Here is a 22,631-nt window from a genome sequence, read left to right as displayed (position 1 = left end):
TCCCAGCATATCCACGCCCACCAGCCAGGCATAACGCTACAGATTCACTCGATCACACTGTGACATCGGGGGCTTCAGCTCGCAAACCGCCCTCTGAGGAGCCGGGCGTAGAGGCCGACGGTGCTGGAGCTCCCGCGATAGCCCTGGGCCTGGATCTCACGGAACAGCTCCATGGCGTTGCCGCAGCCATCGGTGATCCGCTGGTGCAGGTAGGGCTTCCACGGATCGAGGAGGCTGGCGCGGGTGGTGGCTTTGACCAGGAGCTCCTCCAGACTCTCCGCGCGGGCGTAGCGGCGCACAGCGTAGTAGTCCAACTCCAGGTCACGGCTGATGCCCTTCAGAGACCGGCCCTGGGAGACCAACTCCTGCACCGCGGCGTACCGGTCGGTGACGATGGCGATCATGCGACGTTGCCGACCGCGGACATCAAGATGCCCATCGGGTGCCACCACGGGCGGCATCGCGGGTTCTGGCTGCTCATCCGGTAAATCCGCGAACGCGGCCTTGACGCAGCCATAATGGGACGCGACGGTCTTCTCGACTGCTTCGGACAGGTTGTGCCACAAATGCCACCGGTCAGCGACCTGTCTGGCCTGAGGCGCGCCAACTCTCGCTGCTTCGGCATACCCGCGAGCACGGTCCCGGCAGACGAACTCCACCTCCCGATGCCCGCTGAGCCACTCGGCCAGCAGCCCGGCCTCCCTGCCCAGCAGAACGTCGACCGGCCTCCGATCTTCAAGATCGACGATGATGGTCGCGTACTTGGCCCTCCACTCGGGTCCGCGCGACCAAGTGCAAAGTAGCTCTGCGTAGTCGTCGGGTTCGTGGAGTGACGACCCTTGATCGGGTCGGCGACGTGTCGGCAAACGACCGTCTGCCGACACTCGCCGCTGAGATCACGAACCCGCAGGTGGACAGTGTCGACAACACGCGTCGGAAATCAACGTCGGTGAACGGTCCGGTCGATAGATTCCGACACATGCTCATCGGCTACGCGCGGGTCTCGACCGCCGACCAGAACCCCGATCATCAGATCGACGCCCTGCTGCGGGTCGGCGTCGACCGCGACAACATCCACATCGACAAGGCGAGTGGCGCGAAGGCGTCGCGCCCGAAGCTCGATCTCGTCATGCAGCTGCTGCGCGAGGGCGACACGTTGAAGGTCACCCGGCTCGACCGGCTCTCCCGCTCCGTGCTCCACCTGGTGACCCTCGGCGCCGAGCTGCGCGAGCGCGGCATCGGCCTGCACGTGATCGAGCAGGGCATCGACACCTCCACGATGGAGGGCCGGGCGATGTTCGGGATGCTGTCCGTGCTGGCCGAGTTGCAGCGCGAGCTGATCGTGGCGAACACAAACGACGGACTCGCCTCCGCACGGGCCCGCGGCCGAGTTGGCGGTCGGCGCCCCAAGCTCGCGCCGGACCAGGCCGCACTCGCCCAGCAGCTCTATGACGCCCGCGAGAAGACCGTCCAACAGATCGCCGACCTGTTCGGGGTTCCCCGATCCACGGTGTACGGACACCTCGACAAGACCAAGACCGTACCCCGCCAGACCAGGAAGGCCACGCCTACAAAGCCCTGACCGGCTACTTTGCCGCCGGGTCAGAGTCGGGGGCGGACCCCAACTGTGACCTCACCGGCTTGCCCGCTTGGCACGACCCTCCACTACTACGGCAAATCAAGATCATTATCAGCCGCTAATGACCGCACCGCCGCATCAACCCCGGCGCTCTCGGAAGTCGACACAGGCATTAGCAACTCAGGTTGACTGATTCTGAGGCGTCAACTACGGTTGACCGCATGCCTGCTGTTGAGATCCCCGTTTCCCAAGAGCCCGCAGATGGGCTGGCGGCCGTAGCGGCGTTGCGGCGCCTGGCCGATCAGCTGGAGGCTGCCGCCGTCGAGCAGGCGATGCGCGCCGGATGGAGCTGGCCGCACGTCGCCGAGGCGCTCGGCGTGACGCGGCAAGCAGTTCACAAGAAGCACGCCAAGCGACTCATCGCTGCCGGCGTCACACTGAGGAGGCGCTGACGATGGCTGCCATCGACGACTACATCAATACGATCATCGACCAAGGAGGGCACGAGGCCCACGCCGACGGATCGGCGACCATCGAGGCCCACCACCTCCTCCTGGCGATCGCCGCCAACGCCGACGGCGCTCCACAGGAAGTCCTGGCCTCGGTCGGACTCGATCACCAAGCGATCCGGGACGCGCTAGACAGGGAGTTCGAGCACAGCCTGGGTGCGGCAGGCGTTTTTGCCGCCGCTTTTGACCTTCCGCAGCCGAGCAGGGCCGCCAAGCGTCCGTCGCAGCTGGGGGCATCGGCAAAGCTCGCGCTCGAACGAGGCTTCAGGTCCGTGTCCCGCAAGAAGCATCTGCGACCCACACATCTGCTGCTCGGGATCGTGCGGGCCAAGGTCGGCACCGTGCCGCGCGCGCTGACCCTGGCCGGTGTCGACCAGGCCGACCTGATGGTGCGCGCCCTGCAGACGCTGCCAGACAAGGGTGAGTGACGAGCAGAGGCCAACTGAGCAGTCCGCCTTGGTCGCCCGCATAAGCGACGTGAATGAGTCATAGAACCCTGCGGGCCGAGGTACGCCAGCACGCTCAGCGTCACCTTCCCCCGTCCGGACGGACGTCGAAAGCCCGACGCAACACCCCACCGATCCAATGCAGCGCCTCGAGTGCTTTCGCAGATCAACAGAGAAGGATCCATGCGCCCGCGCACCATGCTCAGAGCCAATTCCTCCCTCCTCCTATGTGGGGCCATCGGCGGGCCCGTGTTCGTCATCGCCTTCCTCATCGAGGGCGCGACCCGCGCTGACTACGACCCCTTCCAGCATCCGGTCAGTTCGCTGGCGCTGGGCCCATACGGGTGGATGCAGATCGCCAACTTCGTCATCACCGGCCTGCTGATGCTTCTTTTCGCCATCGGCATACACCGAGCTCTTCACGCCGCTGGACGGCCCTCGACCTGGGGACCGCTACTGGTCGGGACGTACGCGATCGGACTGATCGGCGCCGGTGTCTTCGTGACCGATCCGGTGGGCGGCTACCCGCTCGACACGCCCGCTCAGGGCGTGCACACCTGGCACGGCATGCTCCACGATTTCCCCTTCTCGCTGCTGGTCTTCGCCGCGCTGGCGACCGCGTGCTTCGTCTTCGCCCGGCGCTTCGCCGGGTGGGGCAACCGCGGATGGGCCTTCTACTCGGCCGCCACCGGCGTGCTGATCGTCATCGGCTTCTTCCTGTCCGGTCAGGCCTTTGCCCAAGCTGAGGGTCTCGTCGAGATCGGCGGGCTGCTGCAGCGCCTGACCATCGTCGTTGGCTGGGGCTGGCTGAGCCTCCTCGCGATCCGCCTGCGCAACACCGCCGAACCAGCCCATGCCCATGCCGAACGGCACACATCATGAAGATCAAATTCAACCCACGCATATGTACAGCTGGAGCACGAGGGCCACGTCCTTGTTATCAATCCCCGGGACTTGGAGCGAATCGCGCGCTGGTTCTGTCGGTAACAAGCGGGCCGACGAAGGAACTGGCCTCACGCCAGTAAGCCTGTGTGGTCAGCTGGCCTGCTCCAGCTCCTGCGGCCCTGGGAGGGGCGGCAGGTCGAGGCGACTGTTCATGTCGAGTTCGAACCGCCCGTACAGGTTGATATGGGTCCAGAAGAGGGCGGAAAGGCCGCGGCGGTCGGCTTCGGCGAGCTTTTTCTGCCACTTCGGCTCGGACAGTACCGCTTGGACCATGCGGGTGTTGAGGTAGACGATCGCGGCTTGCACCAGGTGCAGCGACAGCGCCGAGACCTCAACGTGTTCCTTGTCGTCGCCGGTCAGGTCGCCGGCCTTACCGTAGAAAATGTCCTTGTTGGCGGAGTTCCAGTTCTCCACCACGTTCAGGCCCTCGTGGATCTCCCTACGCAGTTCCTCGTCGGCGAGGTAGTCGCAGATGAACACGGTACGGATCACCCGCCCGAGCTCCTCGATGGCGCGGTAGGTGGGGTGCTTGGGGCCGCCGCGGGTGAACCGCCGCAGCATCTGGTGCGCCTCGGTGGTCCCCAGCCTCAGCGCGGTCGCGTACTTGACCATCTGGTCGTACTGGTTGGAGATCAGCTCCCAGTCGATCGCCTTCGCCGACATGACGCTGTCCAGGCGCGGCCAGGACTCGCCCTCGGCCAGCCCGGGACGATACAGACGGGCCGACCCGACGTTCTTCAACCGGGGCAGCAGCTCGAAGTCCAACAGGTGCGAGAACGCGAACCCGACGATCGAGGCGCCATGCGTATCGGTGTACTGCCGGTCGATCTCCGCACTGGTCAGGTGCCGGAGCAGACCCTCAATCATCGAAGCGACCTCGGAGTCGGTGGTGGAGCGCACCTGGCTGTAGATACACACGTTCTTGCGTTCGACGTGCCAATACACCATGATCCCGGCGCCGCCGTAGCGCTGGTGCCACTCGGTCATCATGTTCGCCGACCACGACCCGAACTTGCGGGAATCCGACGCGCACGCCGTGCCCGGCCCCCACAACTCGACGTCGCGGGCCTCCAGCGTCTTGTTGACCACCGTACGGATCGCCGAGCGCAGGTTGTCCCGGTTGATGAACATCCGCCGGACCCGCCGCAGCGCCGCCTCCGTGTCGGCCTCCATGCCCGGCACGGCCGCGGTCCCGTCGGCGACGCGCTTGATACCCATGTTCGTGCCAAGCCCGAACGTGCACAGCAGCAGCCGGCGGCGCAACACGTCGGCGTCGGTGACGGTGCGGGAGGCGACCGAGGTGAAGTCCGCGGTGAAGCCGGTGGCGTGGTCGACGTTCTTGATCAGGTCGAGCAGGTCGATCACACCCCAGCGGCGGGCAGTCTCCTCCTTCAACGCGCGCAGGTTCTCCGGCTCGGGCTGCTTGACCACCGGCGGGACGCTGATCCACGGCTCGCCCTTCTTTTTGGTGATCTTCACGTCGCCGGAGGTGCCCTTGCGCAGCGCCTTGTCCAGCCGCTTCAACGCGTCGATGTGGCGCGTCTGCAGGTCGGCAATGAAGTCCTTCGGGTCCCGGGGCTTCTTCAGCGCCCGGTAGTGCATGTCGAGGCGTGCGCGTACCTGGCGGGGGTGCGCGGGGCGGGCCGGGCGTTCAACACCGAGAAGACGTACGCGGGCCGCCGGCCTCGCCGACGACCTCGATGCTGTGCTCGCCCGCCAGCAGGGCGATGACCCCGGCCCGCATCACGGTGTGGTCGTCGACCACGATCGATGGTTTCATGTGTTCTCCAGGGGTATCACCGCCAGAATGCGCGTTCGGTCGCCGGGCGAGCTGGTGACGGTCAGCTCGCCGCCCAGCTCGGCCAGGCGTTTGCGCATCCCGTCGAGCCCGAATCCGGGTGACCGCCCGACCTCGAAACCGGTTCCGTCGTCGGTGATTTCCAGCTCGGTAACAGTTGCTGGCGAGTCGATACTCGACCGTCATGCGTTGCCCCAATCACCCCCGCGCGTCCTCGAGTGGTGGCAGCGATGCTTATCGGCACACGGGAGCCGAATGTCACAGCGGCACGGAACAAACCGACGGAATTGAGTTCCGGGTACAAGTTCACGGCGAACCGTTGTGCGCCGGTGACAAAAACTCCTCACCCGTCCCGCCTCGGGAACACCTCGTAGCCGGGGGTGAGGACGCGGCCGGGGTCGTACGCCCGCTTGGCGGCGGCGAGCCGGTCCCACACCGGGCCGAAGTGGGCCTGCCAGTCGCGGGCGGACATGGGCAGGGCGCTGGCCGGGTTGAGCGTGCCGCCCGCCGCGACGACCCGCTCGTACACGGCGCGGTTGCCGGCCACCATGGCGGCGACCGTGTCGGCGGGGCCCGGTGTCGGAATTCGCATGAGGTTCATCGCGAACGCCACCGGCTCCGCGGGGAGCCGGAACAGCGGGCTGCGCACGGCGCTCGTCCGCAGTGGCAGGACCGAGACGACGCCGAGGTCGCCGAGGTCGCCGAGGTCGCCGACCGTGAGCCCGGCGAGCGTCTCGGCCAGGACCGCACCCGCGCGGGACGCACCGACGAAGGTGAACAGCCAGGGGTGCGGGGAATCCCAGCGCCCGACGCCGCGCAGCGCGTTCTCCAGGGGCGTGAACCGGTCGGTGTAGGTGCGGTAGTCGTGTGTGCCGATGGTCGCCTTCGCGCGGTCGTCGGCAAGTCCCGCGAGCATGGCGTCGTCGGGCACCTCGCCGGAGAACAGCGCCGACCCGTCGACGAGGTAGGTCCAGCCGCCTTCCCGGCCGGGGACGGCGCGGCCGTGGAGGTAGTCCCACCTGCCCTCGTCGAGGAGCAGGCGCTGGTCGGTGAGCATCGTGTCGAGGTCGGAGTAGACGAGCTGGTACCTGCGGACCGTCTCGGGCGCCGCCGTCAGTCGCAGGGTCGCCCGCGTGATGACGCCCACCTGGCCGAGTCCGGCGCGCACGGCGTCGAACAGGTCCGGGTGCTCGTCGGGTGAGCAGGTGCGGACGTGTCCGTCGCCGGTGACGACCTCGAGCGCGAGCACGGAGTCGCTCAAAACGCCTTGCCGCCAGCTGGTGCCGCCGACGCCGCCGACGGTGACGGTGCCGCCGATCGTCAGGTCGAGGTACTCGGGGAGGACCGGTGGGGTGCGGCCGTCGCGGAGCGCGGCCGTGAGGACGTCGCGCCAGGTCGCGCCCGCGTCGACGACGATCCGGTCCGCGCCGACGTGGTGGATCGTGTTGTGTCCGGACATGTCGACGACAACGCCGCGACCGACCTGGGACCGGCCGTACACCGAGTGCCGCGCGCCCTGGGCAGCGACCTGCCTGCCGGCGCCGGCCGCCCACCGCACGACGGCGGCGACGTCCGCGACCGAGCCGGGGCGGAGCACCGCCTCGGGGACGGTGTGCACAACGTGGCCGAAGTCGGCCGCGGCCCGCTCGCGGGTGGCCGGGTCGCGCACGAGCTCGCCGTCGAGCGGGAGCTGGTCGAGGTCCTGGGGGTACCAGCGGAGTTCGACGGTGTTGCCGTCGGGATCGCGGACGTAGATCGACTGGCCGTCGCCGCGGGCGCCCGAGCGGACGACCGGGCCCTGGACCACGTCGAGGATCCCGGCGTCGATGACCGCCGGCCAGTCGAGCGGCGCCACGACCAGGCAGATGTGGTCCACATTGGACTCCCCGCGCGGACGTTCTACGAGGTCGATGACCGTGGCCGCGTCGATGCGGACCGAGGGGAAGGAGACCTGGCCGCGGCGCCACTGGTCGACCCGCTCCGCCTCGAGGCCCAGGATGTCGCGGTAGAACCGCAGCGAACGGTCGACGTCCCTGACGTTCAGGACGATGTGGTCCAGTGCCGTCACGCGGATCGCCCGGCTGTGCGTGCTGGTGTTCACGTGTGTGCCTCTTTCAGGTGTGCGCGGCGTCGCGGTGCGAGCCGAAGGCAGTCAGCAGTGCGGTCACCGTCAACGCGACGCCGAACCACACTGCGCCGATGGTCCCGAAGCCGCCCGCGAACAGTCCGCCGAGCAGCGCGCCGAGTGCGATCGAGATGTTGTAGCCCATGGTGTTGAGCGACATGGCGGCCTCGAAGGTGTCCGGGGCCGCGGCGAGCATCATGTTGACCTGGCAGAGGTTGGCGGCGCCGAAGGACACCCCCCACACCACCATGGCGACCGCCAGACCCGCAGGGCTGCCGCCAACCACCAGGAGCAGCAGCAGCGAGGCGACGAGCCCGGTGCAGGCGACGACGAACGTCGCGCGCATGTTCTTGTTGACCGTGTGCCCGGCGACGAAGTTGCCGACCGCGCCGCCGACCCCGAAGACGATCAGCAGCCCGGTCACCCACGCCGCCGACGCCCCGGCGCGCTGTTCCATGAAGGGGCGGATGAACGTGTACGCGCCGAAGTGCCCGAGCACGTACAGCGCGACGGTGGTCATCACGACCCGCAGCCGCCCGTTCCGGATCGGCAGCGCGAACACCTCCCGCACCGGGATGGCGCTCTGGGACGGCAGCGACGGAAGCGTGAGCACGACGGCAAGGAGCACCGCCAGGCTCAGACCGCTCCAGATGAGGAACGTGGTGCGCCAGTCGGTGAGGCTCTCGATGAACGTGCCCAGCGGCATGCCCGCGACGGTGGCGATCGACATGCCGGAAAGCACGACCGCGGCGGCCTTGCTGGCCTTCTCGCCGGGGACGAGCCGCATCGCCATAGCGACGCCGATCGCCCAGAACACGCCGTGCGCGAATCCGGTGACGAGCCGGGCGGCCAGGACGATCGGGAAGTTCGGCGACACGGCCGTGACAAGGTTGCCGACCGCCATGATCGCCAACAGCGTGGCGAGGAGCGCGCGGCGGTTCACCGTGCGGCTCCACGCGACCAGGAACGGCACCCCGACGCCCGCGGAGATGCCGTACAGCGTCACCATCATGCCCGCGAGGCCGACGGAGACGGACAGTCCCGCGCTGACCGGGGTGAGCAGCCCGACGGGCATCAGTTCGGTGGTGACGAAGACGAACAAGCTCGCGGTGATGGCCGCGACGCCCAGCCACGCCCGGAACTGTGAGCGCGGTTCAGTACTGACAGTGGTCATATGTGTCCTTACGAACGTCCCTGCACGAGCGGGGAAAGAGTGCGAGGTCAGGAGAAGCTAGGTTCGCGGTCGCGGCCGCGCTTCAGCTCGAAGAACCCGTCCGTCGCGGCGACGGTGACGACCCCGTCCCACAGCGCACCCGCGGCCTCGCCGCGCGGCGCCGGGGTGACGACGGGACCGAAGAACGCGATCCGGTCACCGGCGGGACCTGGAACGTGGATGACGGGGGTGCCCACCTCGCCGCCGACCGGAGCCATCCCCGCGTGGTGGCCGGCGCGCAATGCCGTGTCGTAGCCGGTGTCCTCCGCCGCGTCGACGAGCGTGTCCGGCAGGGCGACGGCACGCAGCGCGGCGAGCATCATGTCCCGCCCCAGCCCGGCGCCCTCGAGATGGATCCGCGCTCCCATCGCCTCATACAGCGGGCGCAGCACCGCTTCCCCGTGCTGTTGTGCCGCGGCGACGCACACCCGCACCGGGCCCCAGCCCTCGAGCTGCGCCTGCCGGTACTTCTCCGGCACCTCCCGGTTCTCGTTGAGCACCGAGAGGCTCATGATGTGGAACCGTGTCCACACGGGCCGGACCCGCTCGACCTCCAGCAGCCACCGCGACGTGATCCACGCCCACGGACAGCGCGGATCGACCCACACGTCGATCGCGGTCACGTTCCCTGGCGCATCAGCCATGACGATCCGTTCACCTCCGAAGTCCGATGTGGCCTTGCCACGACTCGAGTCTTGCGGCGCGTCAGCGATGAGTCCAACGCAATGTTGTCACTTCAGCGATGCCGAACCATCATTGATCCATGGAGCTCCAGCAAATGCGTTACGTCCTCGCCGTCGCCGAGACGAACAGCTTCACCCGCGCCGCGGAGCAGTGTCTGGTCGTCCAGTCGGCACTGAGTCGCCAGATCGCCAGCCTCGAACGGGAACTGGGCGCGCGGCTGTTCGACCGCACCAGCCGCCACGTGCGCATCACCCCGGCCGGGAAGGCGTTCGTGGCCGCGGCCCGCGAGAGCCTCAACGCCGCGGAGCGGGCGGTCGCCGACGTCGCCGCGGTGACCGGCGAGGTGCGCGGCAGGCTCGCCCTCGGCCTCATCCCCACCGTGGCCGCCGTCGACATCCCGGACGCGCTGAGCCGATTCCGCGACAGATATCCCCAGGTCCAGCTGAACATCCGCGTCGGCGGCAGCGAAGAACTCACCGAGCAGGTCAGACAGGGCAGGATCGAGGTCGCCTTCCTCGGGTTGCCCACCAGCACGCGACCGGTGGGCGTCAACGCCCGTGAACTCGCTGGGGACCGGCTGGTCGCCGTCGTCGCCCCCGACCACCCGCTGGCGGGCGAACCGGCCGTCGACCTCGCCCGGCTCTCTACCGAGACCTTCATCGACCTGCCGCCGCACTCGGCCGCGCGGGCGCAGTCGGACGAGGCGTTCGCCGCCGCGGGTCTGAGCCGTGAGGTCGCGTTCGAGGTCACCACCGCGGACTTCATGATGGCCCGGCTCGTGCGGAAGGGGCTGGCGATCGCGCTGCTGCCCTCGGCCTACGCCCCCCACCTGACCGGTCTGGCCACCATCGAGATCACCGACGCACCGATGCGCGTCGAGTACCTCATCTGGAGCGGCGCCGGACGCACCCCGGCGGCGATCGCGTTCCTCGACCTGCTGGACCTGCCGGACCGCTGACTACCGGGGGCTGCGGCCGAGGATGCCACGACCGGACGCAATGACGATGGCCCTCCCAACCCCGAACTGGTCGACGCACTCGCGGCGCGGCCGATCACGGTACTGGCGGACCGTCCGCGCCCGGGAACGAGCAGGTGAAGGCCGACCTCGGATCCCGCAACCCGGTCATGGAACCGGCTGACGTGTCCACGCTGACCAGGCTGGGAGGGTAGTCGGCGGTGCGCCAGATCGTCGCGCCGAACACCTTCCTCGCGGCTGACCGCACGCGGGAGTTCGCTGGTGAAGTCCACCTCGCGCGAAGTCCCGGTCCGGAAGGACGACGGACGGCCCTCACCGCGCTTGCGAGGGCCGTTGCTTGTGCGACCGCTGCTTCCCGTAGTCGGCCGGATGGTGGTCCGCGGCAGCCACAGGAGCCTGAGCCGTGGCGCCCGGCTCATGGCGGTCGCTCTACATGCCTTACGTGGCTGACAAGATCATCGATCTCTGACCTGCGGAAGAGGTCAACAACCCAAGATAACGATGGAAGATCTTCCGCAACCCCACCCGAGGCATCCGCGTCGGCCAGCACCCCTACGGGCTCGCCCAGCGACTCGACCAGGATGACGTCGACCGGGCGGCCGAGGCAGCCACCACCCCGGCCGCCCGGCTGGCCCTCATGCTCGCCGCCGTTCACGCCGCCCGCTCCGGCGCCATCCGCGCTGCTCCTCGACGACGTTGACCTCGGCAACCGGCGGCTGACGATCGCCGGCCGCACCCGCCCGATCGACGAGTTCAGCCATCAGATCTTGCTCCAATGGCTCGACTACCGGCGCACCCGCTGGCCCAACACCGCCAACCCCCACCTGCTCATCAACCAGATGAGCGCCCATGGCACCGGTCCGGTTAGCACCATCTACTTCACCAAGAAGCTCCGCGGCCAGGCCGCGACCCTGGAACGGCTGCGCGTCGACCGGCAGCTCGAAGAGGCCCTCGCCCACGGCCCCGACCCGCTCCACCTCGCCGCCGTCTTCGGCCTCGACCCCAAGACCGCCATCCGCTACGCCGAAAACGCCCGTGCCCTCCTCGTCACCATGGCCGAGGAGCAGAACCCCTCCATTCGAGACGAACCCAAGGGTCCACAACACATATAGAGCCTGAAGACCCTTCAGTTCATCCTGAGGATCCTTCGGTTCGCCTGAACTCTGGGCTTTCACGGGGCTTGATCGACAACGGCACGGTCAGTGGCGTTAGCAGGCCGACGCGGGCGGAGTTGCCGCCATCAATCGTTCCGATGTCGTTGGGTTCGATGCCGGTGCTGGGGTGTCGAAGAATCGAACGATTCTCAACATCCTGTCCGAAATCCTCTTCATGGGCCGGCACTACAGTGCACTGCACTGTCGGCCGGGGCGTCCGCTCCCCATTCATGGGCGGTCCACCGCTTCTCGTCACCCGGATGGAAGCCGTCTTCGCCTTCGGGATTCCCCATGATGGTGGGAAGTTGGACATGATAGCGGGATGAGTTCGCGTCCAGTCGAGGTGTCCGCCCGCGAGGCCGAAGTGCTGGCGCTGCTCGGTCTGTGGCGGTCGAACGCCCAGATCGCCACCCGGCTCCACATCACGGTGCGCACCGTCGAAGGACACGTGTCGTCGCTGCTGCGCAAGTACGGTGTCGCGGATCGCAGAGCACTCGCCGACCTCGCCCAGACGATCGCCGACGAGGTGCCACCTCCCCTGGGCCGGCTCGCCGGTCTGCCGCAGGCGCACACCTCGTTCGTCGGACGCGCCGAGGAACGCGATGCCGTCCTGGCCGCGTTGACGGACCACCCGCTGGTGACGCTGCTGGGACCGGGCGGGGTGGGCAAGACCCGGCTGGTGACGGTGGCCGGTGAGGCGGCCGTCCCCGCGTTCGCGCTTGGCGGGACATTCGTCGATCTGGCCCCGGCCGGGGCGGAGTTCGTCGTCCAGGCCGTCGCCGCCGCTCTGGGCGTGACCGAGAGGTCGCAGCAGCCGCTGGAGGACACCATCGCCGAACGGCTCGGCCGGGGCCGTTCGCTGCTGATCCTGGACAACTGCGAGCACCTCCTCGACGCAGTGGCCGGTTTCGTCGAGCGGATCCGGTCGGCGTGTCCCGACGTCACGATCCTGGCGACCAGCCGCGAACGGCTGGGCCTGCCCGGTGAGCGGGTCGTCAATGTCGGGCCGCTCCCGCTGGCCTCCGACGCCGAGCGGCTCTTCGAGGACCGTGCCCTGGCCGCCGACCCCGGCTACGCGGCCGATCCGGCGGTCGTGGCGGACCTCTGTGCCCGGCTGGACGGCCTGCCGCTGGCGATCGAACTCGCCGCCGCCCGCAGCGCCTCACTCGGTGCGACCGGATTACTCACCGCGCTGGGCGACTACCTGCGCCTGCTGGCGGGCGGCCGCGGGCCGGCCGTCCGGCATCGTTCGCTGCGCGCCGTGATCGGCTGGAGCCACGACCTGCTGAACGAGGAGGAACGGATCCTGTTCCGGCGGCTGGCGGCCTTCACCGGGTCCTTCGACCTCGCGGCCGTGACGGCCGTCTGCGGGACCACACCGGCCGTGAACGCCGACGTCCTCGGCCGGCTCGTGGACAAGAGCCTGGTGATTCATCAGCGGAGTCCGGCGAGCCGGTGGCGGCTGCTGGCGACCATCCGCGCCTGCGCCACCGAACAGCTCGATGTCAGCGGTGAACGGCCCGAGACCCTGCGCCGCCATCTGGACTGGGCGGCGACCACAGCGGCGGCGCTGGAGGACCGGCTTGCCGGCCGGTGGCGCGATGACTTCGACGCCGTCGCGGCGGAACTGCGAACGGCACTGGTCGCCGCGCCGCCCGGACCCAACCCCGCGTCGTACCGGCTGGCGTGCTCGCTCGGCCGCCTCGCCTACGCGCGCCGGTTCCTGATGGAGTCCCTGGGCCACTACCGGCTGGCCGCGGAGCACGCTCCCACCCTGTCCGACGCGGCCCGTGCCCGGCGCAGCGCGGCCGACTGCGCGCAAGTCGTGCACGACACCGGTCAGGCGTTCGAGCTACGGCTCGCCGCGGCCGCCGACGCGCGCGCCGCCGGGGACGGTGACGCCCAGGCGGTCGCTCTGGCGCGGGCCGTCGAACTGGCCGGCCGGTTCCCTGCCACGTTCCGCACCGAGATCCCCGGCGAGCGGCTGGGCCACCTGCTCGAAGAGGCGGCCGCCGCGGGCGACCCGGCCGATCCCGTCATCGCGGCCCGCCTGGCCTGCGCGGCGGCGTGGACCGCCGGCAGCGGGAAGCTCGCCCCCGACCCGGAGCTGAGCGAGCGGGCCGTCCAAGCGGCGCGGGCCACAGCTGACCCGGTACTGATCAGCGGCGCCCTCGACGCCGTGCGGACCGCGGCCGCCACGTCCGGCCGGCTGCGGGACGCGCACCGGTTCAGCCTCGAACGGCTCGCCCTGCTGCCCTTCATGGACGCGGACGACCCCTACTCGGCACCGGAAATCGAGGACACCTACGGTGGCGCGTGCGCCGACGCGGTCGCCGCCGGAGCCCTGCCGGAGGCCATGTCCACCGCGCGCCTGCTGCTCGCCGACGACCTGCTCGGCGACCACCCCTACCTGTCGGCCAGCAAGGTGATCCCGGCACTCGTGCTCACGGGTGAGTTCGACGAGGCCCTGCGGTACGCCGCCACGATGTGGGACAGCTGGCAGCGAGCGGGGTGTCCGCCGGCTTTCTGGATGTCGGCGGCGGTGCATTTCACCGCGCTCGCGTACGGACTGCTCGGCGACCGCGAGCGGTTCACGACGTGGCGAGGGCGCGTCGGCGCGGTCTCCGGCATCCCGAACCCCTACAATCCCCAGCTCGCGCCGCTCGTTGCCTTCGTGGACGCCAGGATCGCCGTCCACACCGGCGACCTCACCGATGCGCCGGCCCGGCTGGAACGCGCGTTTCAGCACGTCAGCGGCGGACGCTACGAGCCGTACGCCCATGCCGCCGCCGTCGAGCTCGCCGTGATGAGCGGACTGCCCGAAGCCGAGGAGCGGCTCAGCGCGCTGAAGGCCGACGCAGGGGAGAACGACTGGGTCGCCGCCTGCCTGGCACGCATCCAGGGGCGCCTGCACGGCGACTGCGTAGCCCTGGAAGCCGCCATCGAAGGCTGGCGACAGCTGGGCGCTCGCTTCGAACGTGCCTGCACGCTGCTACTGCATCCGGCGAGACGGCTCGAAGGACAGGCCGAGCTCGCCGCCTTGGGGCTGCGCCGGACATCACCGTCCACTAGGGACGCCCGGCGCGTTCGCCCCGCGACGTAGCTGGCCCGGGCCGCCTGCTCCACCGGCAGGCCGGCCGGTCCAAGGTCAGAGCTAGCCGATCTTGGTAAGGGTGTAGGTCATCATCGGCGCCCACTGGTCATCGCCGATCGGCACGGCGGAGTCGACCGTGATGGTGCCGTCGGAGTTGAGGATACGGACGATGCGGGCCGGACCCGTCACCGTGAAGGCGTCCTGCTCGAAACCGCCGTGGTACTTGCTGCCCGCGTCGTCGTACGGGCCGAGGCTGTTGAAGAAGTGAGTGCGGTAGCGGCCGGTGGCGGGGTCGTAGTCGAAGAACTCGTAGCCAACGTCGGCCACCTCGGTCCCGGCGACCTCGAAGGTGCTCGTCCAGCGGTGGATCAGGAAGAAGCCGCCCTCCATCCACTCGAAGGCCTCCTCGCCGGTGATCTCGGTGGCCGGGCCCATCGGCCCCGCCACCGTCGCCCCGAGGGACTTCCAGCTGCCGACCAGGAAGTCCAGCCGCTTGAGGGCGGGATCGGGGGTCGGCATCTCGAACTCGGTGTTCTCCGACATGGTTTCCTTCTTTCGTCCGTCTATTTCCGACTGCCCTTAGTTTGCGCCGAGACGTGGTGGTCGGGCATCCGTGGTGATCACCTGTTCACCACGTGCCGGCCACGTGGCCACCACGTGGCCGGGCCTGGCGGCGGCACCCGGACAGCGGGCGAGCACAACAACGGAACGGCCAGCGGCGGTATAGGGGGCCGTCGGAGTTGGTGAACACTCCGACTCAACACGTTTTCCGACACCGGCCGGGCGGTTCGCCCATCCGTGCAGAGGACTTCGGACGGGGGGTGTTGAGAATCGCTGTCGGTCACCGTCACGCCGCTGCGCCCCGGCGGCGGATCCTGGTGAGCGCCGGCCTGGCGCTCCCCGGCGGCTCGCTCGGCGACGTCCCGCTCGCGGCCGAACCGGCGGTTCTCACCGGGGCGCTTGGCCGAGCGTGGTCAGCACGTCCGGCCGGATCGCCTCCCACTTCTCGCCCTCCAGGAGCTGGGCCTGGGGGTTGCGCCACTTGGTGGAGGCCTCGGCGTAGATGTCGCGGCGCTTGAGATGGCGGTAGAACTGCTCCAGCGTGTAAGCGTGCCGATTCACCGCGCCACCCTCGTGAACGGGGTGGCCGAACACCAGCCGCTTCCACGGACCGTTCACCACCTCGACTTCGATCACCTTGGCCGGGATCGCTCGGCGAAGGCCGCGGCCAGCCAAGGGCTGAGGGGCGCTGTCGAGGTGCTGGAGGAACTGGCCGTCAAGGCCAAGGCCTACGAGAAGGCCCAGACCCCAGCCCGGTAGCCAGCCCACGACGCGCTGATCGTCACAGCTCCGGGTCGTCGGCGGCGGTGGGGTCGCGCAGGTCCCGCAACCGGCCGGGCAGTTCCGGCCGGTTGAACGGGTACGTCCCGTGGAAGTTGATGTGTTCCCACTGCAGCGGTGACAAGTGAGCCCTGATCTCCGGGCTGATCTTCATGCCGCCGGCGGCGAGTTTCTTCACCGCGGCGTCGATGTAGAGGCTGTTCCAGAAAATGATCGCGTTCAAACCGAGGCCGAGCGCGCCGAGTTGGTCTTCCATCCCGCGTTCATAGCCCCTGCGCAGCTGGCCGTGGTGGGCGAAGAATACTGCCCGCGCCAGGCCGTTGCGGCCCTCCCCGATGTTCAGTTGGGCGCCCATCATCCTGCGGTAGTCCTCCAGGTGGGCGACGTGCAGCAGGTGCATCGACTTGAAAATCCGGCCGTAGTGGGCGAAGGCGTGACCGAGGCCGGTGGTGCGGCCGTCGGCCGTCATCATCTTGATCAGGTCGTAGGCGCGGACCTTGTTGGTGACCAGGGATCCGGCGACCTGGAGCATGTGCGGCCAGTGCTGCTTGATCAAGGCGATGTTGACGCGGCGCAGGTTCAGTTCGGTCAACCGTCCGTACCCGGCTGCCGCCGGGGTGGTGCGCTTGTCGGCCGCTCCGACGTCGGCGGGGTCGATCCACCACTGCTGAGCGTCGCCGATGTCGGCGATCCGGGGCGCGAACTGGTAGCCGCAGATCGCGAACAAACCGAACACGATGTCGGAATACGACGCCGTATCCGTCGTCAGGACCTCCGGCTGCTCCTTGGCGTCCAGCCGGTGCAGAGCGTCCAGGATGAACAGCGAGTCCCGCATCGTCCCCGGCACCAGCAACCCGCCCAGGCCCATCACCCGATCAGAGACGACCGCCAGCCATGTCGCTCCCTTGGACCGTTTGGATTGGCCGAAGTAGTGCGGGTTCGGCCGCCCGTACAGGGAGCGGACCGGGACCACGAACCGCAGCCCGTCGGCCGAGGCGACCAGCCCGCCGCCCCAGTCCTCGCGGGCGATGTCGATGCCGGCCTGCTTCTCGATCAGCTTCCCCGACGCCAAGCCCATCCCGTCGTGGTGGAAGTAGCCCTTCTCCGCGCTGATCAGCCGGTGGATGCTCAGCACAGGATCGCCGGGCTTGGCCACCGGTCCCAGGCCGAGGTTACAGGAGCGCGCCACCATCAGCGCGGCCAGGCTGATATCCAGGTCCGCGCGCCGCGACGTCGAACCGGAGATGTGGGTGAACGCGTCGAACATGCCGGTGTGGCCGTGGACCTCCAGCAGCAGTTCGGGATAGTCGATGCGCGGCAGCATGTTCATCACCGCGTCATGGACCGCCTGGTAGGCCTCCGGTAGCTGGGCGGCCTCCAGCCGGGCCAGGTTCAGCCGGCCGTCCTTGATCGTGATGGCGGGGTTGGCGTCCAGGCTGCCGGCCAGCTCGCGATAGATGCCGCCCAGGTCGCCGGACAGTTTCCGGAGATGCTCGGTCGGGTCGGCGGGAAGGCCGAGCGCGGTCAGGATGCTCGGCGCGTGCACGCTCCACAGGGCGTCCGGGATCAGTTTGGCCCGCGGGTCGCCGGACTTGTCCGCGCCGACGGCGTACACGTCCTTGCTGCGCAGAGCCGACCACAGCGCCTCCAGGATGCAGAAGGTGTAGGCGTGCCGGTCGATCAGCCGGTCGCCGAGCTCGGGGTTGTCGTACACCAGCCGCCGCCACGACCCCGCCACCAGATCTTTGTGCGCCTCGATGTGCTGCACCCCTGCGTGCTTGCCGTACGCCAGCACGCGAGGCAGACCCCGCAATGCCGCGATCACCGGGACACCGGCGTCGGTGCCGCCCCAGGGGATCGTGTCGGCCAGCAGCTCGACGAACCCGCGCACCGAGGCGAACCGGTTCGTCAGCTCCGCCCGCCACGCCAGATCCTCGTCCTCACCGGCCGGAGGCACCAACTCCTTGATCACCGCGAGCGCCGCCTCCAACTGCTCGATCGGCACCACCGACGCGATCCGTGCGATCATCTCCGACGCGGTCGTCTCGCGCACCACCGGCCCCGACTCGGCGCTCTCCCCAGCCTGGTCATCGGGCTGCGGGGACTCTTCCTGCTGGGTCATCGGGGTGTCCAGCGCTGCCCGCAGCGCCGACTCGGCCTGCAGCGCGGCCTTGCGCAACTTGGGCAGCGACTTCAGCTTCGCGTTCTTCTCATCCCGACTCGTCCTCGCCAGCAGCTTCGTGGACATCAGCAGATCGAACAGCAGCAGCGCGTCATCGACCGACGCACCCTCCAGATGCCGCATCGTTGCCAGCAACGTCGCGACCCGCCGGCTCCCCTTCAACTGCCCGATCTTCGGTGCCTTCGCGGACATCCCGTAGGCGGCCAGCTCCGTCAGCTTCACCGGTGCGACCCCGCCCACGTCGACCGCGCCCGCACCGAACGCCCACACCGCCACGGACCGGTTCAGCGCCTCCTTCATCCCCGCCCCGGACAACAGCGCCACCGCTGTACGCATCCACTCCAATGGCGATACCTTCTTCCCCGCCGGCACGACCAGGGTCTCCAGCAGTTCCCGCCGCATCTCCACCGGCGTCTGCTCCACCAGATGGGCGTTGACCGCAGCCAGCTGCTCCGCCCGCACGTTCGTGACCAGCGGCGCCAGCGTCGTGATCCCCGGCAGCAACACCCGGTTCTCGATCAGCCACACCACCGCCCGGTCGAACAGCTCCCGCCGCGAATCCCGCGTTTGCGCCGCCCGCGACGCCACGAACACCCGCAGCTCCGCCTCCGCCTCCGCGAACTCCCGCAACTCCAACAGCTCGCGGATCTCCCGCGCGTGCTCATGCTGGGTCGGGAGCCGCTCCGCGTAGTTCTTGATACACGAAGGGTCCGCCACCCCGAGCTGCTCGGCAACGTAGTCGACCGCCACATGCGGGACATCGCCAGGATCGGCCAGGAACGTGCCGAGCATCCGCGCCGTCCCCCACTGCAGACCCCAGCCGAGCCGGTTGTGCGGACCGCGCTTCTTCGCCACCTCCGCCAACGCGTCCGCGTCCAGGTAGAAGAACCGCTCCAGATCCTCCGGCGACGGATCCGTCAAGAACCGCCGATAGCGGGCCCTCTGTTCCTCAGACAAGTACTGAAACGACATAAACCGCGACGGTATGAGATCAATGACCGTCTACCAGCCGGTACGCCCAAACCGAGATCAACCCGTCCGCGACGCCTCGGCGCGCACCCCCTGACCTGCGGCGGAGGCTTATCGTTCAATTCCGGCCGGATAGTCCCAAGACCCCGATCACGGCACGCCGCCGCAGAGTCCGGCCTTGCTTCTGGCGACCTACCCCTATTACGATCCGAGCCGGTGCGGATCGAAATAGGGAGTTTGTCGTGAGGGATGTGGAGCGGGCATCGGAGCTCTACGCGGGTGAGGGGGAGTGGCAGGCGGGTATGGCGCCCTTCACCGTGCCCGAGGGGCCGGTCTGCCGGTTCTGCGCGCTTGGCGAAGCGCAGTGAGTCCTGCCGGGGCCGGGCGGCCGCGTGATCCAGCGATCGACGCCGCAGTGCTGGCCGCGACCGTGGCGGTGCTGCACGAGTCCGGGTACGCCGGGTTCGCCATCGAGACGGTCGCAGCCAGGGCCGGTACCACGAAAGCCGCGATCCGCCGCCGATGGCCCGTGCGGCAGCGACTGGTCATCGACGCGCTGGCGTCTGTGCTGGTGGCGCCGCCGGCGCCGGGCAAAGGCTGCACCCGGTGCGACCTCACCCGGAGCGTGCAGCTGCTCGCCGCGGCGCTGCACGACCGGCTGCCCCCCAGGGTCCTCGCGCCACTGATCGCCGACTGCGCCGGCGATGCCGACCTCCATCAGCACCTGGTGGCGGTGCTGGTGGAGCCAAGCAGGCACGCCGCCACCATCGCGGTGCAGCGCGCCGTCGAGCGGGGCGACCTGCGGCCCGATGTCGACCCGGAACTCCTGGTGGACCTACTGGCGTCCGTGGTCTATCAGCGCGCGCTGTTCGGTGACGCGCCGATCGACCGCTCCTCGGTCCGGCCGCTGGTGGACGTTGTACTGCGCGGCGTGGCCGTCGACTTCGAGCGGTTGGTGCGGATCAGCGAACAGCCCGCCCACCTCCGCCACCAGCATTGACAACCGCTATCCGGAGCTGCGGACAGCGTCGAGAAACGGTTATACGTGAACCCACATATGTTGCATTGCATCCGCGACGTCGGTGAGGACGGCGCGGCATGAACAGTGGCAGGCAACTCCTTACCGCGGGTGTGACGGCGCTGGCACCGGCGATCTGGGGAACCACCTACCTGGTGACGACCGAGTGGTTGCCGCCGGACCGTCCGCTGCTGGCCGCCACCGTGCGGGCGCTGCCCGCGGGCCTGATTCTGCTGACCTTCACCCGTACGCTGCCGACCGGGATCTGGCTGTGGCGCGCCCTGGTGCTCGGAACGCTCAACATCGGCGCGTTCAACTTCCTGTTGTTCGTCGCGGCCTATCGCCTACCGGGCGGTATCGCAGGAATGATCACGTCGGCGCAGCCGATGTTTGTGCTCGTCTTGGCAGCGCTGCTCATCGGGGACCGAATTCGGTACGCACACGTGGCGGCCTGTGTCCTCGGCGCAGGCGGTGTCGTGTTGCTGGTGTCCCGAGGGGCAGCGGCGCTGGATCTTGTCGGCGTGGCGGCGGCGCTGGCTGGAGCGGCCTGCATGGCCACCGGCATCACGCTGACCAAGCTCTGGGGACGCCCGGACGGAGTGGGGATCCTTTCCTTCACCGCCTGGCAGCTCATCGCAGGCGGGCTCGTGTTGTTGCCCTTCACGCTGTCCCTCGAAGGGCTGCCGAGCACCATCAGCGGAACCAACATCATCGGGTTCGGCTACCTCATGTCCCTGGGCGCGGTCATCAGCTATGCGATCTGGTTCCGCGGGATAGAGAAGTTGCCGGCGTTGGCGGTCTCTGTCCTTGCCTTGGGGAGTCCGATCGTCGCAACCCTCCTCGGATATCTGTTCCTGCATCAGACGCTGTCGATCCTGCAGATGGTCGGAGTCCTGGTGATTATCGGTGCCGCGCTGCTCGCACAACCCCGACCGGTCCACCCACGGGGGCCACACGACTCGTCTGGCAGCGGCAACCCCGCCGTACTGGAACTGAACCGCCGGGGACAGTAGCTCCAACCTGAAAACCAGATCCATGGCCGTCCCGGTCACCTGGCTGTTCCCCGGCCGCGTCCCTGGCCGGCCCGCGAGCACGTCCGGGTTCAGCGGCAAGCTCCTCGATCACGGCGTCGACACCCGCCCGACCCGCAACGCCGCTCACGCGGTGACGGGCTGGAAGGGCTTCGTTGGGTGGCCGGAGGGAGTCTCACCCCCCGACGGCCGCGGTGGTTAGCCGGGAAGAATCGCATCTCGCGGCTCCTACAGGTCCATACGTAGATCTCTCGATTCAGATGGCTCCTGGTCATTGTCCGATTGTCACGGGATGAGCTCAGCTCGTGGGATGCGTAGGGCGGGACGGCGGGCCCAGGTGGCCCAGCGCCAGAGCCACTCCATGGGGCCCTGGCGATAGCGGCGCAGCCAGAGGGCGGAGAACAGCCACTGGGCCGCCAGGATCACTCCCGCGGCCTGGAACGCCGCCGACGACGACTGGCCGATCGGCAGGCCGAGGATGTGGCTGGCCGCCAGAACGAGGAGTGTGGCGGTCAAATAATTGGTCAGTGCCATCCGGCCCAGCGGCGCGAAGACGAACTGCAGCACCGGTCTCAGCGGCGTTCTGAGCAGGACCAGCAGGACGCACACGTATATACCGGCGAGCAGCAGATCGGCCAGGGTGGTCGTGGCAGGCAGGTACGTCGTGGCCCCCACGGCCCGCATGCTGGCCTGTACCCATAGGGCAGAGGCCAGTCCCGCCGCGAAAGCCAGGCCCAGCAGGAGCGGCCCTCGGGTGGACCGCTCGATCTTCTCGATCACCCCGTATCGGACCAGTGCCGAGCCCAGCAGGAACAGCCCGGCAATCAGCAAGGGCCCGCCCCCGCTGATCACCGCCACCGTCACGAGCGCGGCGGCAAGGCCGGCCACGGCCCACCGCGGCAGCCAGGTCGAGGGCAGCAGGACCAGCAAGCCGGCGATGGCGTACTTGGTCAAGACTTCGCCCGGCCACAGCAGCATGTGTACGAGGCCGATCGCGAGCAGCGTCAGAAGCCGGCGCAGCAGGACCAGCCATGGGCGGGGGACACGGTGCGCGGCGGAGTCCAGCAGCAGCGAGAACCCGATGCCGAACAGCAAGGAAAAGATCGGGAGCCCGAGCCAAGGGTCCCAGTCCCCCATGGGCTGCGTCACGACGGCGGTGCCGCCGTCGGCGATCAACTGGATGTTGGCGAGCAGGATCTCACACAGCGCGAACCCGCGCAGAACGTCGAGCGCGGCGATACGCGGCCGGCCGGGGGAAGTCATCTGCGGGGTCTCCCATGCCGTCGCCTCGGCGCGGGCGGAGGGGACACCGGGAGCGCCGGTCAGATCTCCGGCGTTCAGTCCCGGAGAGTGATCTTCATAGGGCATGGGGCCCAATCCTGCGGATGCGGCCCGGTGCGGACATCGACCACAAGTCGGGTCTCACGGTCTGCGACCGTACTTTCGGCCGATTCGGCGCAGATGTTGGCCGCCTAGGGCGTGTTTCAGAAGTGGATCACGTGAGTGATCTACTTCTGGGATGATCTTCGGGTGGGTCGTGGTGATTTGACCGCCGCTCAGTGGGCGG

At 68.8% G+C, this 22,631-nt stretch carries 23 protein-coding genes; 12 read left to right on the top strand and 11 right to left on the bottom strand.

Going from position 1 to position 22,631, the window contains the following annotated elements; translation table 11 throughout:
• Nucleotides 1-74: 74 nt before the first annotated feature.
• Nucleotides 75-884 carry a transposase gene (locus ACFXJ8_RS42475; protein ID WP_379651015.1) on the bottom strand — a complete coding sequence of 270 codons (810 nt, stop codon included), beginning with the start codon at nt 882-884 and terminating at the stop codon, nt 75-77.
• Between the two features lie 95 nt (nt 885-979).
• Between ACFXJ8_RS42475 and ACFXJ8_RS42470 the strand changes: the two genes are divergently transcribed.
• From ACFXJ8_RS42470 to ACFXJ8_RS42455, 4 genes are all read left to right on the top strand, one after another.
• Entirely contained in the window at nt 980-1,582 is a 603-nt protein-coding gene (locus ACFXJ8_RS42470) for a recombinase family protein (protein ID WP_379651013.1), read from the top strand.
• A 218-nt stretch (nt 1,583-1,800) separates the two neighbouring features.
• Nucleotides 1,801-2,031, top strand: a complete 231-nt coding sequence (locus tag ACFXJ8_RS42465) for a hypothetical protein (protein ID WP_379651011.1) — start codon at nt 1,801-1,803, stop codon at nt 2,029-2,031.
• Between the two features lie 2 nt (nt 2,032-2,033).
• Nucleotides 2,034-2,516: a Clp protease N-terminal domain-containing protein gene (locus ACFXJ8_RS42460; RefSeq protein ID WP_379651010.1), complete on the top strand. Its 483-nt coding sequence runs from the start codon at nt 2,034-2,036 to the stop codon at nt 2,514-2,516.
• A 267-nt stretch (nt 2,517-2,783) separates the two neighbouring features.
• The gene (locus ACFXJ8_RS42455; RefSeq protein WP_379651008.1) at nt 2,784-3,416 is read left to right on the top strand and encodes a DUF998 domain-containing protein; all 633 of its coding nucleotides are present in this window, start codon (nt 2,784-2,786) and stop codon (nt 3,414-3,416) included.
• A 153-nt stretch (nt 3,417-3,569) separates the two neighbouring features.
• On the opposite strand, the gene ACFXJ8_RS42450 is transcribed toward ACFXJ8_RS42455, so the two are convergent.
• The 6 genes from ACFXJ8_RS42450 to ACFXJ8_RS42425 all read right to left on the bottom strand — a co-directional run bounded on the left by ACFXJ8_RS42450 (nt 3,570) and on the right by ACFXJ8_RS42425 (nt 9,259).
• Nucleotides 3,570-5,081 carry a transposase gene (locus ACFXJ8_RS42450; protein WP_379651006.1) on the bottom strand — a complete coding sequence of 504 codons (1,512 nt, stop codon included), beginning with the start codon at nt 5,079-5,081 and terminating at the stop codon, nt 3,570-3,572.
• 49 nt (nt 5,082-5,130) lie between these two features.
• Nucleotides 5,131-5,259: a hypothetical protein gene (locus ACFXJ8_RS42445; protein ID WP_379651004.1), complete on the bottom strand. Its 129-nt coding sequence runs from the start codon at nt 5,257-5,259 to the stop codon at nt 5,131-5,133.
• On the bottom strand, nt 5,256-5,417 hold the full coding sequence (locus ACFXJ8_RS42440; protein WP_379651017.1) for a hypothetical protein: 162 nt from the start codon (nt 5,415-5,417) through the stop codon (nt 5,256-5,258). Before ACFXJ8_RS42440 ends, ACFXJ8_RS42445 begins: the two co-directional genes overlap by 4 nt.
• A 203-nt stretch (nt 5,418-5,620) precedes the next feature.
• The gene (locus ACFXJ8_RS42435) at nt 5,621-7,378 is read right to left on the bottom strand and encodes an FAD-binding protein (RefSeq protein WP_379651003.1); all 1,758 of its coding nucleotides are present in this window, start codon (nt 7,376-7,378) and stop codon (nt 5,621-5,623) included.
• A 13-nt stretch (nt 7,379-7,391) separates the two neighbouring features.
• Nucleotides 7,392-8,576: an MFS transporter gene (locus ACFXJ8_RS42430; RefSeq protein WP_379651001.1), complete on the bottom strand. Its 1,185-nt coding sequence runs from the start codon at nt 8,574-8,576 to the stop codon at nt 7,392-7,394.
• 47 nt (nt 8,577-8,623) lie between these two features.
• Nucleotides 8,624-9,259 (bottom strand): disulfide bond formation protein DsbA, encoded by a 636-nt coding sequence (locus tag ACFXJ8_RS42425; protein WP_379650999.1) that lies wholly within the window; start codon nt 9,257-9,259, stop codon nt 8,624-8,626.
• Between the two features lie 119 nt (nt 9,260-9,378).
• On the opposite strand from ACFXJ8_RS42425, the gene ACFXJ8_RS42420 reads away from it, so the two are divergent.
• The 3 genes from ACFXJ8_RS42420 to ACFXJ8_RS42410 all read left to right on the top strand — a co-directional run bounded on the left by ACFXJ8_RS42420 (nt 9,379) and on the right by ACFXJ8_RS42410 (nt 14,532).
• On the top strand, nt 9,379-10,257 hold the full coding sequence (locus ACFXJ8_RS42420) for a LysR substrate-binding domain-containing protein (protein WP_379650997.1): 879 nt from the start codon (nt 9,379-9,381) through the stop codon (nt 10,255-10,257).
• 599 nt (nt 10,258-10,856) lie between these two features.
• Nucleotides 10,857-11,387: a hypothetical protein gene (locus tag ACFXJ8_RS42415; RefSeq protein ID WP_379650995.1), complete on the top strand. Its 531-nt coding sequence runs from the start codon at nt 10,857-10,859 to the stop codon at nt 11,385-11,387.
• 364 nt (nt 11,388-11,751) lie between these two features.
• Nucleotides 11,752-14,532 (top strand): ATP-binding protein, encoded by a 2,781-nt coding sequence (locus ACFXJ8_RS42410; RefSeq protein ID WP_379650993.1) that lies wholly within the window; start codon nt 11,752-11,754, stop codon nt 14,530-14,532.
• Nucleotides 14,533-14,583: 51 nt separating this feature from the next.
• On the opposite strand, the gene ACFXJ8_RS42405 is transcribed toward ACFXJ8_RS42410, so the two are convergent.
• Both ACFXJ8_RS42405 and ACFXJ8_RS42400 read right to left on the bottom strand, forming a co-directional pair.
• Nucleotides 14,584-15,066: a DUF1579 family protein gene (locus ACFXJ8_RS42405; RefSeq protein ID WP_379650992.1), complete on the bottom strand. Its 483-nt coding sequence runs from the start codon at nt 15,064-15,066 to the stop codon at nt 14,584-14,586.
• Between the two features lie 405 nt (nt 15,067-15,471).
• Entirely contained in the window at nt 15,472-15,645 is a 174-nt protein-coding gene (locus ACFXJ8_RS42400; RefSeq protein WP_379650990.1) for a hypothetical protein, read from the bottom strand.
• On the opposite strand from ACFXJ8_RS42400, the gene ACFXJ8_RS42395 reads away from it, so the two are divergent.
• Nucleotides 15,634-15,843, top strand: coding sequence for a hypothetical protein (locus ACFXJ8_RS42395; RefSeq protein WP_379650988.1), 210 nt, complete (start codon nt 15,634-15,636; stop codon nt 15,841-15,843). The two genes, ACFXJ8_RS42400 and ACFXJ8_RS42395, sit on opposite strands and share 12 nt — an antisense overlap.
• 22 nt (nt 15,844-15,865) lie before the next feature.
• On the opposite strand, the gene ACFXJ8_RS42390 is transcribed toward ACFXJ8_RS42395, so the two are convergent.
• Nucleotides 15,866-19,018 carry a Tn3 family transposase gene (locus tag ACFXJ8_RS42390; RefSeq protein ID WP_379650987.1) on the bottom strand — a complete coding sequence of 1,051 codons (3,153 nt, stop codon included), beginning with the start codon at nt 19,016-19,018 and terminating at the stop codon, nt 15,866-15,868.
• 239 nt (nt 19,019-19,257) lie between these two features.
• Between ACFXJ8_RS42390 and ACFXJ8_RS42385 the strand changes: the two genes are divergently transcribed.
• The 4 genes from ACFXJ8_RS42385 to ACFXJ8_RS42370 all read left to right on the top strand — a co-directional run bounded on the left by ACFXJ8_RS42385 (nt 19,258) and on the right by ACFXJ8_RS42370 (nt 21,266).
• Nucleotides 19,258-19,383 (top strand): hypothetical protein, encoded by a 126-nt coding sequence (locus ACFXJ8_RS42385; protein WP_379650986.1) that lies wholly within the window; start codon nt 19,258-19,260, stop codon nt 19,381-19,383.
• A 47-nt stretch (nt 19,384-19,430) separates the two neighbouring features.
• On the top strand, nt 19,431-20,015 hold the full coding sequence (locus ACFXJ8_RS42380) for a TetR/AcrR family transcriptional regulator C-terminal ligand-binding domain-containing protein (RefSeq protein ID WP_379650985.1): 585 nt from the start codon (nt 19,431-19,433) through the stop codon (nt 20,013-20,015).
• Nucleotides 20,016-20,113: 98 nt separating this feature from the next.
• A complete protein-coding gene (locus ACFXJ8_RS42375) occupies nt 20,114-21,046 on the top strand; it encodes an EamA family transporter (RefSeq protein WP_379650984.1) in 933 nt (310 codons plus the stop codon).
• Between the two features lie 22 nt (nt 21,047-21,068).
• Nucleotides 21,069-21,266: a hypothetical protein gene (locus tag ACFXJ8_RS42370; protein ID WP_379650983.1), complete on the top strand. Its 198-nt coding sequence runs from the start codon at nt 21,069-21,071 to the stop codon at nt 21,264-21,266.
• Nucleotides 21,267-21,349: 83 nt separating this feature from the next.
• Here the strand turns inward: ACFXJ8_RS42370 and ACFXJ8_RS42365 are convergent, their stop codons facing one another.
• Entirely contained in the window at nt 21,350-22,432 is a 1,083-nt protein-coding gene (locus ACFXJ8_RS42365; RefSeq protein ID WP_379650982.1) for a DUF418 domain-containing protein, read from the bottom strand.
• Between the last annotated feature and the right edge of the window lie 199 nt (nt 22,433-22,631).

The sequence above is a fragment of the Nonomuraea sp. NPDC059194 genome (genome assembly GCF_042754765.1).
Lineage (GTDB): Bacteria > Actinomycetota > Actinomycetes > Streptosporangiales > Streptosporangiaceae > Nonomuraea.
Note: the sequence above shows the minus strand (reverse complement) of the source record. Positions and strands in the feature narration are given on the sequence as shown.

What these genes read in the sequence shown, in the direction of transcription:
- ACFXJ8_RS42470 (WP_379651013.1), top strand. Translation starts at nt 980, where the DNA reads ATGCTCATCGGCTACGCGCGGGTCTCGACCGCCGACCAGAACCCCGAT.
- ACFXJ8_RS42465 (WP_379651011.1), top strand. Translation starts at nt 1,801, where the DNA reads ATGCCTGCTGTTGAGATCCCCGTTTCCCAAGAGCCCGCAGATGGGCTG.
- ACFXJ8_RS42460 (WP_379651010.1), top strand. Translation starts at nt 2,034, where the DNA reads ATGGCTGCCATCGACGACTACATCAATACGATCATCGACCAAGGAGGG.
- ACFXJ8_RS42450 (WP_379651006.1), bottom strand. Translation starts at nt 5,081, where the DNA reads ATGCACTACCGGGCGCTGAAGAAGCCCCGGGACCCGAAGGACTTCATT.
- ACFXJ8_RS42445 (WP_379651004.1), bottom strand. Translation starts at nt 5,259, where the DNA reads ATGAAACCATCGATCGTGGTCGACGACCACACCGTGATGCGGGCCGGG.
- ACFXJ8_RS42430 (WP_379651001.1), bottom strand. Translation starts at nt 8,576, where the DNA reads ATGACCACTGTCAGTACTGAACCGCGCTCACAGTTCCGGGCGTGGCTG.
- ACFXJ8_RS42425 (WP_379650999.1), bottom strand. Translation starts at nt 9,259, where the DNA reads ATGGCTGATGCGCCAGGGAACGTGACCGCGATCGACGTGTGGGTCGAT.
- ACFXJ8_RS42420 (WP_379650997.1), top strand. Translation starts at nt 9,379, where the DNA reads ATGGAGCTCCAGCAAATGCGTTACGTCCTCGCCGTCGCCGAGACGAAC.
- ACFXJ8_RS42415 (WP_379650995.1), top strand. Translation starts at nt 10,857, where the DNA reads ATGACGTCGACCGGGCGGCCGAGGCAGCCACCACCCCGGCCGCCCGGC.
- ACFXJ8_RS42410 (WP_379650993.1), top strand. Translation starts at nt 11,752, where the DNA reads ATGAGTTCGCGTCCAGTCGAGGTGTCCGCCCGCGAGGCCGAAGTGCTG.
- ACFXJ8_RS42405 (WP_379650992.1), bottom strand. Translation starts at nt 15,066, where the DNA reads ATGTCGGAGAACACCGAGTTCGAGATGCCGACCCCCGATCCCGCCCTC.
- ACFXJ8_RS42390 (WP_379650987.1), bottom strand. Translation starts at nt 19,018, where the DNA reads ATGTCGTTTCAGTACTTGTCTGAGGAACAGAGGGCCCGCTATCGGCGG.
- ACFXJ8_RS42375 (WP_379650984.1), top strand. Translation starts at nt 20,114, where the DNA reads ATGAACAGTGGCAGGCAACTCCTTACCGCGGGTGTGACGGCGCTGGCA.
- ACFXJ8_RS42370 (WP_379650983.1), top strand. Translation starts at nt 21,069, where the DNA reads ATGGCCGTCCCGGTCACCTGGCTGTTCCCCGGCCGCGTCCCTGGCCGG.
- ACFXJ8_RS42365 (WP_379650982.1), bottom strand. Translation starts at nt 22,432, where the DNA reads ATGCCCTATGAAGATCACTCTCCGGGACTGAACGCCGGAGATCTGACC.